A 17,439-nucleotide genomic window follows, 5' to 3' on the forward strand; every position below is an offset into this window, starting at 1 on the left:
GTTCGTCGACCCGGGCGCGCGCCCGGACCTGCCGCGCCAATGCCAGGTGATCGAGATCTCGCCGTTGCTGCGCGAGCTGATCATCCGTGCCATGGACATCGCCCCCGATCATCCGGCGCAAGGCCGCGAGGCGCGGATCATGCAACTTATCCTCGACGAGATCCGCGTGCTGCCGGTGTTCGCCCTGCATGTGCCAAGCCCGCATTCGGCGCACCTGCAAAGGTTGTGCGAGGCGCTGCGCCAGGCGCCGTCCGAGGACTGGGGCCTGGCCCGCGCCGCGGCCCACAGCGGCCTGAACCCGCGTACCCTGACCCGCGCCTTCCAACGCGAGACCGGCCTGAGCCTGGTGCAGTGGCTGCGGCGCATGCGTCTGTTGGCCAGCCTGGATGCCCTGGCTGCCGGGCAGTCGGTGCTGGAGGTGGCGCTGGACCTGGGCTACGACAGCCCCAGCGCGTTCAGCGCGATGTTCCGCCGTACCCTCGGGGTGTCGCCATCGGTCTACTTCGGCAGGACCGCCGAGCGCTGGTAGGCCAGCCCCGGTGCTTCGTCCCAGCCGCCGCCAAGAGCGGTGAACAGGTTGACCTCGGCCAGCAACTGCGCCAGGCGATCACTGATCAGGCCTTGCTGGGCGCTGAACAGCGAGCGCTGCGCATCGAGGAACGTCAGGCTGCTGTCGATGCCAGTGCGGTAGCGGTTCTCGGCCAGGTCGTGGTAGCGCTGGCTGGCCTCGACCAGGTCGCGTTGGGCCTGCAGCTGCTGCTGGTAGGTGGTGCGCGCCGCCAGGCCGTCGGCCACCTCCTGGAAGGCGGTCTGGATCGATTTCTCGTAGCGCGCCACCTGCATGTCCTTTTGCAGCTTGGCGTAGTCGAGGCTGGCGCGCAGGCTGCCGGCATTGAACAGCGGCAGGTTCACTTGCGGCTGGAACAGCCAGCTGCCGGTGCCAGCATCGAACAGGTCAGCCAGCTCGCGGCTGCTGCTGCCGGCGTTGGCGGTCAGGCTGATGCTTGGGAAGAACGCCGCCCGTGCCGCGCCGATGTTGGCGTTGGCGGCCTGCAACTGGTACTCGGCCTGGCGGATATCGGGCCGGCGTTGCAGCAGGTCGGCGGGCAGGCCGGCCGGCACCCGGGCGATCTGCTCGTCGGCCAGGGGCAGAGGCGGCAAGTGCTCATCGACCTGCGCGCCGACCAGGCGCTGCAACTGGTTGAGATCCTGGGCGGCCAGGCGGGTATAGCGCGCCACGGCGGCGCGGGTGCTGTCGACGCGGGTGGTGGCCTGGATCTGGTCGAGCGCCGACAGCGTGCCGGTGCGGCGCTGGCGCTGGGTCAGGCGCAGGCTTTTCTCGTCGGCCTGCAAGGTCTGGCGCGACAGGGCCAGCAACTCCTGGTCGGCGCGCCAGGTCAGGTAGGCGCCAGCAACGCTGCTGATCAGGCTGAGCTCGGCGCCGCGTCGGGCTTCGTCGGTGGCCAGGTAGGTCAGCAGCGCCTGGTCGCTGAGGCTACGCAGGCGGCCAAACAGGTCCAGCTCGTAGGCACTGATGCCGACGGTGGCCGATTGCTGGGTGCTGATCACGCCCTCGCCACCGGTACGTCGCCGGGGCAGATACTGGCGCGTACCCTGGGCATTGGCGGCGATCTTCGGCAGCAGTTCGGCGCGCTGGATGCGGTACTGGGCGCGGTACGCTTCGGTATTGAGCAGGGCCACGCGCAGGTCGCGGTTGTTGGCCAATGCGGTGTCCAGCAGTTGACGCAGCACCGGGTCGCGGAACACCCCCTGCCAGTCGCGGGGCAGCGCCGTGGTGGACGGTCCGCCTCTGTAGGCAGGGCCGCTTGGGTATTGCTCGGCGCTGGGCGAGGGGGGGCGCTGGTAGTCGGGGGCCAGGCTGCAGCCGGACAGTACAAGAGCAAGCAAGGGCAGGGTGATTCGCGGCATGGCAGGGTCTCTGGGTTCAGGTGCCGGCCATCCAGCGGGCCAGGCCGTGGCGTCCGCTGACGCCGAGTTTGGCGGTGGCGCGTTTGAGGTAGGTCTCGATCGAGCTGCTCTTCACGTTCAGGCGCTGGGCCATCTGCGGCACGGTGCCGCCGGTGAGCAGGCCGATGCACACCTCCTGCTCGCGGCTGGACAGGCGGATCGCCTCTTGTTCCAGGCGCTCGGTGAAGACCTGGCGCAGCGACCCGGCCTCATCCGCCAGCAGGCCGCCCGGGCGGCGACCGGCCGCCTGCAGGAACAGCTGGGCGTGATGCTCGACCAATGGCAGCAATGTGTCGGACAGGCGCTTGAGCAACGACAGTTCGGCCAGGGAGAACATTCTCTCGCTGCGCAGGCGTTGGCAGCAGATGACCCAGCGCCGGTTGCCGCTGCGCGATACCAGGTTGCACTGGTGCACGGGGGCGTTTATCTGGATCAGCAACGGGTCTTCCATGCGCATGATGCTTTGCAGCAGGGGATGGCGCAGAGGCTCCTGAACCGGTATTTCCTCGGGGTGGCCGGCACTGCCCAGTACCTTGACCTGACGGATGCTGGCCTGGTCGCTGTCGAGGGTCCACTCGCTGAGGTCGAGCCGATGGATCGGTACCTGGTCGCCGATCAGCTGGAGCATCTGTTCGGCGAAGGTGCCATCGCCGGTGCTGGCAACCAGTGCCCCCAGTTGCAGGTACAAGTGCGGGTCGTGGCAGTGTTCGAGGCTGTCGATCAGCTTCATATGCGTGTCTTCCTTGATCCGGTAACGCGGCGGGTCTCGCGGTCGAGTCCTCTCTGTGCTGGGGCTTGGCGCTATTGAATAGCAGGCTCCGAGCCTGCGTCTGTAGCGGAAAGCGGGGACAGGAAATGCCAATTAATCCGACAAGAAAAGTCGGTAATTTTCGCTTGTGCGCCTTGCGGATCACAGGATTGTCGGACAATTGGCGTCAGTAAACGGCCAGATCGGCGGCGTTTGCCACGCTCGCTTACAGGGGTAGGTCGCTGCCGGTTGCCCGCTAGCGTCAATGTCCTACAAAAAATTCCGCAGGTTCAGGCTGAGCAAAATGGCCCCTGCCATTGTCCGGGTTTGGGGGGCCATACAGGGGGCGGGGTGGGTGCTTGAATCCGCGGACGACCCCGTTTCAAGGAAGATCCACGCCATGTCCGCCGCCGACACCTTTCCCCTGACCTGCGCCCAGCGCGACATCTGGCTTGACCAGATCAGCCATGGCGATTCGCCGCTCTACAACGTCGGTGGCTATCTCTCGTTCGATGGCGCTGTGGACAGCGGCCTGCTGCGACGCGCGCTGGACCATCTGGTCAGCCTGCATGACGGGTTGCGCACTGTGCTGGTGCGTGAGGCCGGGGAGGATGGCGTGGCCCGCCAGCGTTTCGTGCCCCACATGCGCGTGCCGCTGGACGAGCATGATCTTCGCGGGCAGGCTGCACCGTTCGAGGCTGCGCAGCGCCTGAGCAAGACTTTGCTGCAGCAGCCTTTCGACCTCGAGGCCGGGCCGCTGCTGCGCATGGCATTGCTAAATGTCGACGCCGGGCGCAGCCTGCTGATGTTGCAGGCCCATCATCTGATCCTCGACGGCTGGGGCCTGGAGCAGTTGCTCCACCAGTTGGGGCAGTACTATGGCCTCCTCGAGCAAGGGCAGTCGCTGCCGGACACGGCACCGTCCTACCAGGCGTTTATCGAAGATGACCAGGCCTACCAGAACTCGCCCCGCCAGCAGCGCGATCTGGCTTACTGGCTGGGACGCTACCCGCAACTTCCGGATGCACTGCTGCGTCCCAGGGAGCAGGGCCTGCCACCTGGCGCCACGCCTGGTCGCGCCTTGGAGCGCAGCTTCGACACTGGCCTGCTGGAACGCATGCAGCACCTGGCCGATGCGCTGCAAGGGTCGGTAGCCCATGTGCTGCTGGCAGCCTTGCATGTGTGCTGCGCCAGGGCCTGGCAGCGCGACGACTGGGTGGTCGGCCTGCCAGTGCGCAACCGTGGCAGTGCGCGGGCCAAGGCGACGCTGGGCCTGTTCGTTCAAGTCAACGCCTTGCGCATGGACTTCGGCAGGACCTTGAGCTTCGCCGAGTTGGTACGCGGCATCGGCGATGCGCTCCGGCGCGACCTGCGCCACCAGCGCTTGCCGCTGAGCGAGCTCAACCGTGCGCTGGGCTTGTCCCGCGAGGCGCGCGGGCAGCTGTTCGAGATCACCGTGTCCTACGAGGAAGAGGGCCACGACTTGCGTTACGGCAGCCTCGGCGCGCACAGCGTCAAGGTGTGCAACGACCACGAACCCACGCCGTTGTCGCTCTACCTGCGCAGTAACCCGCACAATGGCAAGGCCTGGCTGCACCTGGTGTACAACCAGGCCTGGCTGGCACCCGAGGACGTCGAGGTGTTCAGCACGCGCCTGCTTCACGTGCTGGCCCAAGGGCTCGAACAACCTCAGGCGGGCATCGACAGCTACGACCTGTTGCTTGCCGAGGAACATCAGCGCCTGCGCCAGTGGAACGCCACCGCCCAAGACCCCGATGGGTCGGCACTGATTCACCACCGTATCGAGGCCCAGGCCGCAACACGCGCCGAGGCGACGGCCGCCGTGCATCAGGGGCGCAGCCTGAGCTATGGCGAGCTGAACGACCGCGCCAACCAGCTGGCCGCGCAACTGCTGGCCATGGGCGTGCTGCCAGAGCAGCGGGTGGCGGTGCTCGCCCGGCGCGGCCTGGACACCCTGGTCGGCTTGCTTGCGGTGCTCAAGGCCGGCGCGGCCTATGTGCCGGTGGACCCGGCGCACCCGAGCGAGCGCCTGCAGTACCTGATCGATGACTGCGCGCCGAAGGTGGTGTTGACCCTCTCAGGCCTGCGTGACCTCCTGCCGGCCACTGACGTGCCGGTGATCGAGCTGGACCGCCTGCCATCGGCCACGGCGGGGCTGGCCAACCTCCAGGTAGAGCGGCTGTCCGGCGCCAACCTGGTCTACGTGATCTACACCTCCGGTTCCACCGGCCAACCCAAGGGCGTGATGGTCGAGCACCGCATGCTGGCCAACCTGGTCGACTGGCATTGCGCCGCCTTCGATCTGCGCCCTGGCAGTCATACTTCCAGCCTGGCCGGTTTCGGCTTCGATGCCATGGCCTGGGAAGTCTGGCCAGCCCTGTGCGCCGGCGCGACGCTGCACCTGGCGCCGGTGGGCGAGGGGGGCGAGGATATCGATGCGCTGCTGCGCTGGTGGCGCGCCCAGCCGCTGCAGGTCAGCTTCCTGCCCACGCCCGTGGCCGAACACGCCTTCGCCCAGGGCGAGCCACACCCGACCTTGCAGACCTTGCTGGTCGGCGGCGACCGCCTGCGGCGCCTGGCGCGGGAGCGAGGTTGCCGGATCATCAACAACTACGGCCCGACCGAGGCCACGGTGGTCGCCAGCGCTGGCGAGGTGCACCCCGGGCAGGTGCTGCATATCGGCGCGCCGGTGGCCAATGCGCGCCTGTACGTGCTGGACGCCCAGGGCCGGCAACTGCCGGTGGGCGCCGTGGGCGAGCTGTACATTGCTGGCGCGGGGGTCGCCCGTGGCTACCTGAACCGCCCCGAACTTACCGCCGAACGCTTCCTCGACGACCCGTTCACCCAGCAGCCTGGCGCGCGCATGTACCGCACAGGAGACCTGGTGCGCTGGTTGCCAGAGGGCACCCTGGAATACCTCGGGCGCAGCGACGACCAGGTGAAGATCCGCGGTGTGCGGGTGGAGCTGGGCGAGATCGAGAGCGCGCTGGCCAGCCATGCAGCCGTGCGCGAGGCCGTGGTACTGCTGCGCGACGGGCAACTGGTGGCCTGGTATGTCGCCGGGCAGGTACTGACCCCGCTGGACCTGCACGAGCACTTGCGCGACCGCCTGCCCGCGGCATTGCTGCCATCGGCTTATGTGGCGATGGCGGTCTGGCCGCTGACCGCCAATGGCAAGCTCGACCGCCGCGCCCTGCCGGCGCCGGGCAGCGAAGCCTCGGTGCGGCGCACCCACGAACCGCCGCAGGGCGAGCTTGAGCAGCGCCTGGCCGCGCTATGGGCCGAGCTGCTGGAGGTGGAGCAGATCGGGCGGCATGATCACTTCTTCGAACTGGGGGGCCATTCGCTGCTGGCGGTACGCCTGATCGAGCGCATGCGCCAGGCAGGGCTGCACGCCGATGCCCAGGTGCTGTTCGGCCAGCCGACCCTGGCCAGCCTCGCCGCGTCGCTGGGCAGTGCCCCCGCGCAAGCGGTACCGGCCAATCGCGTGGCGCCGGGTTGCCAGCGCATCACCCCTGAGATGCTGGCCTTGACCCACCTCGACCAGGCCAGCATCGACCACATCGTCGGCACGGTTCCGGGCGGCGCGGCCAATGTGCAGGAGATCTACCCCCTGGCGCCGTTGCAGGAGGGGCTGCTGTACCACCACCTCACCGACGAGCGCGATCCCTACCTGCAACAGGCGCTGTTCGCCTTCGACAGCAGGGCGGCGCTGGAGGCGTTCAACCAGGCCCTGGCCCGGGTCATCGAACGTCACGACATCCTGCGCACCAGCCTGGCCTGGGAAGGCCTGGCGCAGCCCCAGCAGGTGGTGTGGCGCCAGGCCTGGCTGCCATTGAGCGTGCTCGGGCCCGGCCCGGGCGACGCGGCCACGCGGCTGCGCGAGCAGGGGCTGCGCCTGGACCTGCGCCAGGCGCCGATGATGGCCCTGGCCTGTGTCGAGGACAGCGCCCAGGCGCGTTGGCTGGGCATGTTGCATTTCCACCACCTGGTGAACGACGCGGTGTCGGTGCAGGTGCTGCTTGCCGAGCTGGCGACGCTGATGACAGGCGAAGGCCATGCACTGCCTGTTCCGGTGGCTTACCGCAACTATGTTGCGCTGAGCCGCGATGAGGGCCGGCAGGTGGGCCATGAACGCTACCTGCGCGAGGCCCTGGCCGGGGTGGAGGCGCCGCCTCGGCTGGTTGGCATGGCTGAGGGGCCGCAAGGGGTGGCGCATGTCGAGACCTGCGCCGTCACTGTGCCCGAGGCCCTGGCCGCCACCCTGCGCCAGCGCGCGCGCCAGCACGACGTTGGCCTGGCCAGCCTGATGCACCTGGCCTGGGCGCAGGTGCTGGGGGCGCTGGGCGGCCGTGACGAGGTGGTCTTCGGCAGCGTGCTGCTGGGCCGGGTGATGGCTGGCGAGGGCGCCGACCGGGCGCTGGGCATGTTCATCAACAGCCTGCCGCTGCGGGTGTCGCTGGCCGGGCGTGATGTGGCCCAGGCCCTGGCTGGTACTCACAGCCAACTGGCGGCGCTGCTCGGCCACGAGGACGCGCCATTGGTCCTGGCCCAGCGTTGCAGCGGCCTGCCGGCCGGCGTGGCACTGTTCGACAGCCTGCTCAATTATCGGCATGGTACGGCGCAGATTGCATCGTTGCCGGGCGTGACGCTGCTCGAGGCCAGCGAGGTGCACAGCCATGCCCTGGTGCTGACCGTGGACGAGCAGGGCGACACCTTGCGCCTGAGCGTGCGTGCGCCCCGTGAGCTGGGCGCCGAGCGCGTGCTCGGGCATGTGTCGTGCGCGCTGCGGGCCTTGGCCGAGGCGCTGCTCGGCGAAACCCCGGTGGCGCTCGAATCGCTGTCGACCTTGCCGGAAGATGAACGCCGCTATCTGCTGGAAACCGTCAACGCCACCGAGGTGCCGCTGGACCCTGAAAACCCGCATCTGCCTGCCCTGTTCGCCGCCCAAGTGAGGCGCGCGCCGGATGCCGTGGCGCTGCAGACCGAACAGACGCAGCTGACCTACCGCGAGCTCGACGCCCAGGCCAATCGCCTGGCGCACCACTTGATCGGCCTCGGCGTGCGGCCCGACACCCGGGTCGCCGTTTGCCTCGAGCGCGGCGTGGCGCTGATCGTCGGCCTGCTGGGCGTGCTCAAGGCCGGTGGCGCCTATGTGCCGCTGGACCCCGACCACCCCGACGAGCGCCTGCACTACCTGCTCGCCGACAGCGCCCCGCTGGCACTGCTGGTGCAGGGCGCCACCCGCGGGCTGTTCGATGGCCAGCCAACACCGCTGGTGGACCTGGACCAGGGCGCCTGGCAGGCGCACAGTGACCAGGCGCCCGCGCTGGCGGAGCTTGGTGGCGGGCACCTGGCCTATGTCATGTATACCTCGGGCACCACCGGCACGCCGAAGGGCGTGATGGTCGAGCACCGCGGGCTGTGCAACCTGATGCGCTGGGGCAGCGACCTGTGCCCGCCGCAGGCCGATGATGCGTTGCTGCAACGGGCGCCGTTCAGTTTCGACGGTTCGGTGTGGGAGCTGTTCTGGCCGTTGTGTGCCGGGCTGCGCCTGGTGCTGGCGCGTCCCGACGGTCACCGTGACCCGGCCTACCTGGCGCAACTGATCCAGGCCCGCAGGGTGACCACCGTGAAGTTCGTGCCGGCCTTGTTGCATGCATTCCTCGACACCCCAGGCGTGGAGCGCTGCACCAGCCTGCGCGATCTGTTCTGCGGTGGCGGCGAACTGACCCTGGCACTGGCGCAGCGCGTGCGCGAGCGACTGCCCCAGGTGCGCCTGCACAACGTCTATGGCCCCACCGAGGCCACCGTCGACAGCACCGCCTGGACCTTGGAACCGCAGCAACCACTGCCCGTCGTCGCCCCGCCGATCGGGCGGCCAATCGGCAACACCCGCCTGTATGTGCTCGACGCCCATGACCGCCCGGTGCCCATGGGGTGCGCCGGCGAGTTGCACATCGGCGGCATCGGCGTGGCCCGTGGCTACCTGAACTTGCCGACGCTGCAGGCCGAGCGCTTCATCGCCAGCCCGTTCGTGGCCGGTGACCGGCTGTATCGCACCGGCGACCTTGTGCGCTACCGCGCCGATGGCGAGCTGGAGTTCCTTGGCCGCAACGATTTCCAGGTCAAGCTCAATGGCCTGCGTATCGAGCCAGGCGAGATCGAGGCCCTGCTGGCGAGCCACCCGGCCCTGGGCCAGGCCGTGGTGCTGGTGCGCGATGATCGCCTGGTGGCCTATGCCAGCTGCCGCGATGGCCACGCCGCGCCCGCGCTGGAAGCGTTGCGTGCCTACCTGCTGGCGCGCCTGCCGGCCTACATGGTGCCGTCGGCCTATGTGTTGCTGGCCGAGCTGCCGCTGAGCGCCAATGGCAAGGTCGATCGCAACGCCTTGCCGGTGCCGGGCGCTGCGGCGGTGATCAACCGGGCCTACCAGGCACCGCGCGATGAGCTGGAGCAGGCGTTGGCGCAGATCTGGACCGAAGTGCTGAAGATCGAGCAGGTCGGTCGCGACGACAACTTCTTCGAGCTGGGCGGGCATTCGCTGCTGGCGGTCAGCCTGGTGGCACGCATGCGCCAGGCCGGCTTGCACGCCGATGCACGGTTGCTGTTCAGCCAGCCGACGCTGGCGGAACTGGCGGCCAATACCCGTCGCGATCAGGTGCAGGTGGAGATTGCCCAGACCACCGTCCCGGTGCTGAAGGGCAGGCGGCGGATCTGATAGTGTCGCGTGACGAGCACTGCGTGGGGGCTACTTCGGCGAGATGCGATAGACGCAGCGCCGGTCCCCCGAGATCAGGTGCTCGCAGCGCTCCACCAGCCCTTGCTCGCCGATTGCCGCCTGGAACACCTGCAGTTCGCTGCGGCAGAACCCCTGGCAACGGGTGGCTGCGATGCAGATCGGGCAGTGGTTCTCGACGATCAGCCAGTTGTCGCCGTCGGCCTGGATCTCGGCCATGTAGCCTGCGCGCTCACGCAGTTGCACAAGGATGCGCACCTTGTCTTCCAGGCTTTCGGCACCCATGCAGGCTTGCTGGTACTCGCGACTGTTGCTGTCTTCCATGCGGCTGATCAGGCGGTCGACGCCGTCGCTGCCGAACACTTGCTCGACGCTCTCGATCAGTTGCAGGGTCAGCACGCTGTGGGAATCGGGGAAGCGGCGCTGGGCGGTGGCGGTCAAGGCCCATTTCTGCGAGGGCCGCCCGGCACCCTTGGCCGGCACGCTGATGCCGCTGATCAGCTCGGCCGCCTGCAGTTTCTGCACCTGCTGGCGGGTGGCTTCGAAGGTGATGGCGAGCAATTGGGCAAGGTCGGCGGTCTTGAGCGGCCCGCGGGTCTTGAGCAGGAACAGGATGCGGTCGGCGGTGCAGTTCGAATCTACGGTGGTCGAGGTCATGGAGCGCTGGAAACCGGGCGTGAATGAGCGGATCGGGCACTCTCCTGGGCCATCCTTTGCGCAGGCAAGTGGGCGAAGGATAGCCCGGATTCGCGGTGATTTGTGCAAGGGGAACGATTATCGATGAGAAAATTAATATTCGATAAAAATATAAAAGGTATTAGTTGTATTTATTTGATCCGCGTCTAGGCTGATCTGCGGAGCCTATGCTTGCCGGTCCCAGGGAGGGGTGCGTGCAAGTGCGTCGACACCTTGCTGGCAAATGCCGGGCATGGGCCCATCAACAACAACTCGACAGGGATGTGAGTGCATGAACGCCCAGAAACCCGTGACCATCTATGAACACGCCGATGAAGTGAGCAGCCTGCAGAGCGTGGTCGACCTGGTGAAGCTCTCCGACCAGTACCGCCAGTCCGCCATCCTGCATTCGGCGCTGGCCCAGCGCGTGTTCGACCACACCCGCCAGCCAGTCGGTGCCGAGGCTTTGAGCGATGCACTGGGTTGGGTGCCGAACAAGGGCCGTATCTTCCTCAACGCGCTGGTCGCCATGGGCCTGCTCAAGCGCACCGCACAAGGCTTCGAGAACCTGCCGCTGAGCCAGCGTTTCCTGGTCAGCGACAGCACCGAGTTCATCGGTCCGATCATCGACCACCAGCGCCTGCAGTGGCACAACTGGCCACGCCTGGACGAAGTCCTGCGCAGCCGCACCTCGCTGGACTTCCAGCAGGAAAACCGCTTCAAGCACGACCTCGCGGCCCGCGATGCCTTCAACGACGCCATGGTCCGCTTCAGCCAGCCCATGGTGGATGTGCTGCGTGACCTGCCGCTATTCGACAAGGCCCGTCGGGTGATTGACCTTGCCGGCGGCCACGGCACCTACCTGGCCGAGATCGCCAGCCGCCATCCGCAGGTCAAAGGCGAGGTCTGGGACCTGGAGCCCACCCGCGAGGCGGCCGCGGCCACCTTCGCCAAGTACCGGCTCGACGACCGTCTTGGCTTCCATGCCCGCAACCTGTTGGACCTGGCCCAGTACCAGGGCGAGCGCGCCGATGTGGTGATGCTCAACGACTGCCTGCACTATTTCACCCGTGAGCAGGTGCGCACCCTGATCGCCGGTGCCGCCGGCATGGTCGAGGGTGACGGCGCGCTGCTTGTGCTGAGCATGGCCCTGGAAGACGATGAGATTCATCCGGCCTTGTCGGCCGACTTCTCCCTGCACATGATGCTCAACACGGTCAACGGCGAACTGCACCCCAGCCGCTACCTGATCGACAGCATGGCCGCGGCGGGGCTCACGGTGGAGCAGGAGCCGATCGGCCGCTATACCCTGCTGATCGGGCGGAGGGCTGCCTGATGTTGCGTCTATTGGCATTGCACGCCGCGCCGCTCGGTGACGCGGCTGCCCAGGCCCTGGACAGCCTGGGCAGCGCCGCGGCGGCAGCGGGTTTCAGCTTGCAGGTCAGCCAGAAGCCGGCCGGCCAGGGGCCGGTGGACGCGGTCTGCCTGCTGCTCGACAGTGCCACGCCCCCCGCGGCGCTGAACACGCTGCTCAGCGAGGCCGCCGGGCTGTGCCGCAATACCGCGCTGGTGCTGGTGCGGGTGCAAGGCACGCTGGCGCAGTTGCCGTCCGCCACGGGGGTGATCGCCCAGTGGCAGCAGGCCAGCCAGGGCTTCCTCTACCCGTACCCGCTGGATATCGCCAGCGGGCAGGTGCCCGGGGTGGCGGTCAAGGACTGGCTGGCGGGCTTCGCCAAGTTCGCCGCGGCAACCAAGCTGTGGCGCTCCCTGGACGGCCTGGGGCTGGACGAGGCGGCGCGGGCCAGGCAGCGCCCGGAAATGAACCACGTGAACATCCTGACCCGCGACCTGGAGGCGTCCAAGGCCTTCTACAGCGACATACTCGGCGCCAACTACTGCTACAACCTCGGCCCGCGCAAGGCAGTCATGGAGCTTAACGGCTTCGACTTCTTCATCGAGCAGAGCGAGTCGTTCAGCTACCCGGCCGGCTACCACATCGGCATACGGGCACTGCCCGAGGATGTAAGGCGCATTGCCGACCAGGTCACCGCCGCCGGCACCATCAAGCTGGTCAAGGGCAACGGCCCGGCACCGGGTTATCACCATGGGCCGGACAACGTGCGCAGCGCCGTGTACTTCGAAGACCCTGATGGGCTGGTGATCGAGGTGTACAGCGCCGAAGTGGAGATGATCGAAAGCAACCCGCGGTTGCTCCTCGACCGTCTCTGATCCCACGTCGTCACACGCCTGCCGCGCCTTTGCGCGTGCCGGCGTGTGCCCAGGCAGGTATTCGCATGAACAGCTACAAACAGTGGCATTGGCCACGGCTGCCCAGCCCGCTGCCCAAGGATGTCAGCGACCGGGCATTGATGGGCTATCCCGAGCAGTACCAGGAGCATCCCCTGCAGGCCAAGGTCGGTGAGGCGTTCGCCGATCTGCTGCAAGAACCGCTGGACGTCCTGCTGACGATTCTCCAGCAGCCCGGCCAACCCCTGGCCCGGCGCATCGCCGCCGGCGAGGTACTGGCCCTGCGTGGCGACCCGCGCATCGACACCTTTGCCCCGCAGATGATCGATATTCCGGCGGCGCGTGTGCACATTGGCCTCGATCCGCAAGCGGTCGAGCAGGTGATGGACCAGTTCGACGGGCTGGGCCTGGACCGCAGCTGGATCGACAAGGAGACCCCACGCCACGCGGTTGAGCTGGCGGCGTTCCGCATCGCCCGCTTCCCGGTCACGCACCAGGAGTATCGCCAGTTCCTGCTCGACAGCGGTCATACCGGCATCCCCGACGGCTGGGCCTTTGGCCGCTACCCACGGCACCATGCCAACCACCCGGTGTACAGCGTCTCGGCCAGTGATGCCGATGCCTATGCCCGCTGGCTCAGCGAGCGTACCGGCCGGCGCTTTGCCCTGCCCACCGAAGCGCAGTGGGAATATGCCGCCGCCGGCCCCGAGGGGCGGCAGTTCCCCTGGGGTGACGCCTACCAGGTCGAGCATGCCAACACCGCCGAGCTGGGCTACCTGGACAGCACGCCGGTGGGCGTGTTCATCGACGCCGCCTCGCCGTTCGGCGTGCTGGACATGGCCGGCAACGTCGAGGAGTACGTTGCCGAGGACTACCAGCCTTACCCCGGTGGCCCGCGCATCGAGGACGACCTGGTGCTCGATGTCGGCACCCACCGCGTGGCCCGCGGTGGCAGCTTCACCCGTTTTCGCGACCTGGCACGCACCGCGCGCCGCCACGGACGTTACCCGCGACCGATCTACGTCATGGGTTTGCGTCTGGTTGAAAACCACAACTGAGTTTTTCCGTCTTCCGTGCAAGAGGTCTGATTCCATGAACAAGGATGTTTCGCTTCACACCATCGTGCCGATTTCCATACTCGGCGGCGATGTCGATGCTCATTTCTTCGGCTTCAACGGCTTCGCGCGCGACCAGGAGCATTTCGCCGTGGGCATCGCGCGCGATCAGTGCGACGTGCCGCTGGTGCGGGTGCATTCCGAGTGCATCACCGGCGATGTGTTCGGCTCGCAGCGCTGCGATTGCGGCCCGCAGCTGCAGGAGGCCCTGCGCACCCTCAAGGAGGTCGGCGGCTACCTGATCTACCTGCGCCAGGAAGGGCGCGGCATCGGCCTGTATTCCAAGTTCGAGGCCTACCTGCTGCAGGACTCGGGCCTGGACACCTACGAGGCCAACCTGCGCCTCAACCACCTGGCCGACTCGCGCTCCTTCGACCCTGCCGTGCAGATCCTGCGCGCCCTGGGCGTGGACCAGTGCCGCCTGCTGACCAACAACCCGGAGAAGGTCGCCCAACTGCGCGCCGGCGGCATCGATGTGATCGAGCAGGTACCCACCGGGGTGTTCCTGACCAACCACAACCGCAACTACCTGCAGGCGAAGGCCGTCAAGTCCGCCCATTCGATCAAGCTCTGACCTCCAGCGAAAAAGGATCTTTCGATGAAACACATTGGCCCTATCAGCGGTATCGCCGCCCATGCCGCGCACTTCGTCGCCACCGCAGGCTACGACAACCAGGTGATCCTGTGGAACGCCACCACCGGCGAGCCGATCCACCGCGTGCACCATGACCACCTGGCCAACCAGTGCGCCTTCAGCAGCGACGGCAAGCACCTGGTCAGCGCCAGCAGCGACTACACCGCGCGTATCTGGGAAGTGCCGAGCATGCGCCTGAAGGCCGTGCTGCAGGGGCACAACGACGACGTCGAGATGGCGGTATTCTCGCCCGACAGCCAGCGCGTGGCGACCTGCTCGCGTGACCACGTGCTGCGCATCTTCGACCTCGATGGCGTGCAACTGCAGGCATTCCATGGCCACCAGGCCGACGTGATCTCGGTGGTCTGGTCACCGGATGGCCAGCGCCTGATCTCCAGCAGCGACGACGGCACCGTTCGCCAGTGGGACACCCGCAGCGGCCAGCAATGCGATGAGGTGGACATCGGTGGCGTGGAAACCGACACCATCGCCATCACCCGTGAAGGCGTGGTGTTCGCCGGTGATGACGAGGGGCGCATCTCGATCATCGCCGACGGCCAGGTGCAGACCGTGCCGGCCCATGCCGCAGGGATCAAGCGCATTGTCTGGAACGATGACAAACGCCTGCTGGTGAGCCTGAGCTATGACCGCTCGGCGATCCTCTGGACCTTCGACGCCGAGCGCAACCTGGTCAAGCGTCGCAGCACCGCGCTGCCGAGCATCGTCTGGCCACGCAGCTGCGCCTTTGTCGGCGACGAGCAGCTGGTGTTCGCCACCTTCGGCTCGCGCTACGCCACCTGGAACTACGAGCAGGACCAGTGGCAGGTGTCGGGCATCGAGCCGGCAGTGAGCATCAATGCCGTGGTGCGCAGCGAAGAGCGCCAGTACAGCATCGGCGACGCGGGCATCCTGCACCGTGACGACCAGCCGGTGACTTGTGTCGGCAGCCTGTGCAACTTCCTCCTGCCGTTCGGTCCGCTGCTGCTGACCGGTGGCCAGATGGGCCAGGTGTTCGATGGCCTGTCCGGGCGCATGCTCTACCAGCACCGTTCGCCGCTCAACTGTGGCGCCACTTTCGTCAAGCAGGGCGAGGATCTGGCGCTGATCGGCACCTACACCGGCGAAGGCCTGGTGTTCGGCCATGACGGCAAGGGCGGCCTGCGCCTGGTGGCGTCGATCCCCATGCATGACAACGCGATCAAGGGCGTGGCCGCCGACGAGCGTCACCTGTTCAGCGTCTGCGCTTCGGCCGACGCCGCGTTGCACAGCATCGCCGACTTCAGCTGCGTGCGGCACATCGAGGCGGCCCATACGCGCATTTCCAACGGCTGCTGCCCGATCACCGGCGGTTTCGCCAGTATCGGCCGCGACCTCAAGTTGCGCCTGTGGCTGGAGACCGGCGACGAGGTGTTCGATTCGCCGCACCAGCACTCGATCAAGTGCATCGCCGCCTCCAGCGATGGCCGGGTGATCGCCACCGCCGCCTACAACGGCACCGTGGCGTTGTTCGACCTGGCCTCGCGGCGCTGGCTGCCGGTACAGAGGCCCACCGCCAGCGGCATTTCCTGCCTGACCCATGACGCGGCCAGCGATGCGTTCCTGGCCAGTTCCTATGATGGGCGCATCTACGGCATCGACGCCCGCCTGGCATCCTGAAGGAGCAGCACGATGAGCAAGCAAGCAAGCGACTTCATGCCCCAGGGCGACTACCGCAAGGCCCTCGACACCTCGTTCGTGCACCGCTACAGCCACGGCGAGGACGAGTGGTCGTGGGATGTCGGCATGATCCAGGCGGCCCAGGCTTTCCTCGAGCGGCTCGACCCGCAGGGTGACCAGCATGTGCTGGATATCGGCGTGGGACGTGGCCGCGATGCCTCAACCTTTATCCTCGCCGGGCATCGCGTCACCGGGCTGGATATCGTCGAGAACTCCAGCTGGCCACTGCTGCGCAAGCGCTGGGGTGATCGCCTCGACCTGGTGAACAAGGCCATGCAGGACTGGCAGCCGGCGCCGGGGACGGTGTTCGACGCGGCCCTGGACAACGGCTGCTTCCACCATCAGCACCCGGACGAGTGGGGCCCTTACCTGGCCCATGTGCGCCGCCTGCTGCGCCCCGGCGCGCTGGTCGGGCTGAACGTGTTCGGGGTCGATGATGCCCACCCCGAGGCAGGGTGGCGGGAAATGGACAACCAGCGCCAGGGCTATTTCTTCACCGACGCTGGCATCCGCCAGACACTGGAGGCCCATGGCTTCACCTGGCAGGACCTGGAGGTGATCGAGCGTCAGCATGGCGAGGCCCGCTATCTGCTGGCGCTGGTCCGCACGTGAGTGCGCTCGACCGCCATTACCTGGACATGGCCCTGGCGCTCGCCAGCCAGGGCCTGTACAGCACCATGCCCAACCCGCGGGTCGGCTGCGTGATCGTCAACGATGGCCAGGTGGTGGGGCGCGGCTGGCACCAGCGCGCCGGCCAAGCCCATGCCGAGGTGCACGCCTTGCAGGAGGCAGGCCCGGCGGCGCGCGGGGCCACCGCCTATGTGACGCTCGAGCCTTGTGGTCACCATGGGCGCACCCCGCCGTGCGCCGATGCCCTGGTGGCCGCCGGGGTGCGCCGGGTGGTCACGGCCAGTGCCGATGCGTCGCAGAGCATCGGTGCGCTTCGGCTGCGCGAAGCGGGCATCGCGGTCGAGGCCATGCCCTGTCCCACGGCGCGAGCACTCAATCGCGGGTTTTTCTCGCGCATCGAGCGCCAGCGCCCCTGGGTGCGGGTATTGCGGCCGGCGGCGCTGGCCATTGGCGCGATGGGTGAGGGCGCGATGCTCAGCCATTGCGACGAGCAGGCGCCGCTGGAGTACTGGCGGGGCAGGGCGTCGGCGTTGTTGACCACCTGTGACTGGGTCAAGGCCTGCGACCCGTCGCTGCTGGCGCATGTTCCGGCACAGCGAGTCGAGCCGGTGACTCCGTTGCGGGTGGTGGTTGATCAGGTGCTCGATTGCCCGGCCTCGGCCAAGGTGCTGGATGGCCTTGCACCGACGCTGGTGCTGCATACGGCGCAGGCGACACGTGACGGGCGCTATGCCCGGGCGCGCTGCCAGGTGATCGAGGAGGTCGATGCGCGGCGGGTGTTGCAGGCGTTGTACGAGCTCGACTGCAATGAAGTCCAGGTCGAGGCGCAGCCTGCGTGGTGCGAGGCCCTGGCGCGCCAAGGGCTGGTGGATGAGTGGCTGGTACAGGTGTGAGCGGGCTTGCCTCGCGATGGGGCGTCTGGCACCGGCTTCGCCGGTGATCCGGG

Annotated in this window: 12 protein-coding genes; 9 read left to right on the forward strand and 3 right to left on the reverse strand. The window is 67.6% G+C overall.

Annotated features, from left to right (window positions below; all coding sequences use genetic code 11):
* Nucleotides 1–529 (forward strand): helix-turn-helix transcriptional regulator (locus ACODS9_RS24355; RefSeq protein WP_489094949.1); only part of this gene is annotated, 529 nt, incomplete at its 5' end.
* On the opposite strand, the gene ACODS9_RS24360 is transcribed toward ACODS9_RS24355, so the two are convergent.
* Together ACODS9_RS24360 and ACODS9_RS24365 are read right to left on the reverse strand one after the other, a co-directional pair.
* Nucleotides 499–1,929, reverse strand: coding sequence for an efflux transporter outer membrane subunit (locus ACODS9_RS24360; protein ID WP_094011430.1), 1,431 nt, complete (start codon nt 1,927–1,929; stop codon nt 499–501). The genes ACODS9_RS24355 and ACODS9_RS24360 overlap by 31 nt on opposite strands.
* Before the next feature lie 16 nt (nt 1,930–1,945).
* Complete coding sequence (locus ACODS9_RS24365; protein WP_489094950.1) at nt 1,946–2,698, reverse strand: helix-turn-helix transcriptional regulator; 753 nt, start codon at nt 2,696–2,698, stop codon at nt 1,946–1,948.
* 418 nt (nt 2,699–3,116) lie between these two features.
* Here ACODS9_RS24365 and ACODS9_RS24370 point away from each other — a divergent pair, with 418 nt between their 5' ends.
* Complete coding sequence (locus tag ACODS9_RS24370; protein WP_489094951.1) at nt 3,117–9,458, forward strand: amino acid adenylation domain-containing protein; 6,342 nt, start codon at nt 3,117–3,119, stop codon at nt 9,456–9,458.
* Nucleotides 9,459–9,488: 30 nt separating this feature from the next.
* Here ACODS9_RS24370 and ACODS9_RS24375 read toward each other — a convergent pair whose 3' ends face one another.
* The gene (locus ACODS9_RS24375; RefSeq protein WP_489094952.1) at nt 9,489–10,133 is read right to left on the reverse strand and encodes a helix-turn-helix transcriptional regulator; all 645 of its coding nucleotides are present in this window, start codon (nt 10,131–10,133) and stop codon (nt 9,489–9,491) included.
* 310 nt (nt 10,134–10,443) lie between these two features.
* Here ACODS9_RS24375 and ACODS9_RS24380 point away from each other — a divergent pair, with 310 nt between their 5' ends.
* From ACODS9_RS24380 to ribD, 7 genes are all read left to right on the forward strand, one after another.
* Nucleotides 10,444–11,487: a methyltransferase gene (locus tag ACODS9_RS24380; RefSeq protein WP_401111480.1), complete on the forward strand. Its 1,044-nt coding sequence runs from the start codon at nt 10,444–10,446 to the stop codon at nt 11,485–11,487.
* Nucleotides 11,487–12,380, forward strand: a complete 894-nt coding sequence (locus tag ACODS9_RS24385; RefSeq protein ID WP_401111483.1) for a VOC family protein — start codon at nt 11,487–11,489, stop codon at nt 12,378–12,380. Before ACODS9_RS24380 ends, ACODS9_RS24385 begins: the two co-directional genes overlap by 1 nt.
* Nucleotides 12,381–12,445: 65 nt before the next feature.
* Nucleotides 12,446–13,456, forward strand: coding sequence for a formylglycine-generating enzyme family protein (locus ACODS9_RS24390; protein WP_489094953.1), 1,011 nt, complete (start codon nt 12,446–12,448; stop codon nt 13,454–13,456).
* Between the two features lie 34 nt (nt 13,457–13,490).
* Complete coding sequence (ribA, locus tag ACODS9_RS24395; protein WP_401111488.1) at nt 13,491–14,087, forward strand: GTP cyclohydrolase II RibA; 597 nt, start codon at nt 13,491–13,493, stop codon at nt 14,085–14,087.
* 24 nt (nt 14,088–14,111) lie between these two features.
* Nucleotides 14,112–15,803 carry a WD40 repeat domain-containing protein gene (locus ACODS9_RS24400; RefSeq protein ID WP_489094954.1) on the forward strand — a complete coding sequence of 564 codons (1,692 nt, stop codon included), beginning with the start codon at nt 14,112–14,114 and terminating at the stop codon, nt 15,801–15,803.
* 12 nt (nt 15,804–15,815) lie between these two features.
* Nucleotides 15,816–16,475, forward strand: a complete 660-nt coding sequence (locus ACODS9_RS24405; protein WP_489094955.1) for an SAM-dependent methyltransferase — start codon at nt 15,816–15,818, stop codon at nt 16,473–16,475.
* Nucleotides 16,472–17,386 (forward strand): bifunctional diaminohydroxyphosphoribosylaminopyrimidine deaminase/5-amino-6-(5-phosphoribosylamino)uracil reductase RibD, encoded by a 915-nt coding sequence (gene ribD / locus ACODS9_RS24410; protein WP_401111494.1) that lies wholly within the window; start codon nt 16,472–16,474, stop codon nt 17,384–17,386. The genes ACODS9_RS24405 and ribD overlap by 4 nt, the downstream gene beginning before the upstream one ends.
* Nucleotides 17,387–17,439 lie beyond the last annotated feature (53 nt).

The sequence above is a fragment of the Pseudomonas sp. FG36 genome (assembly GCF_057809275.1).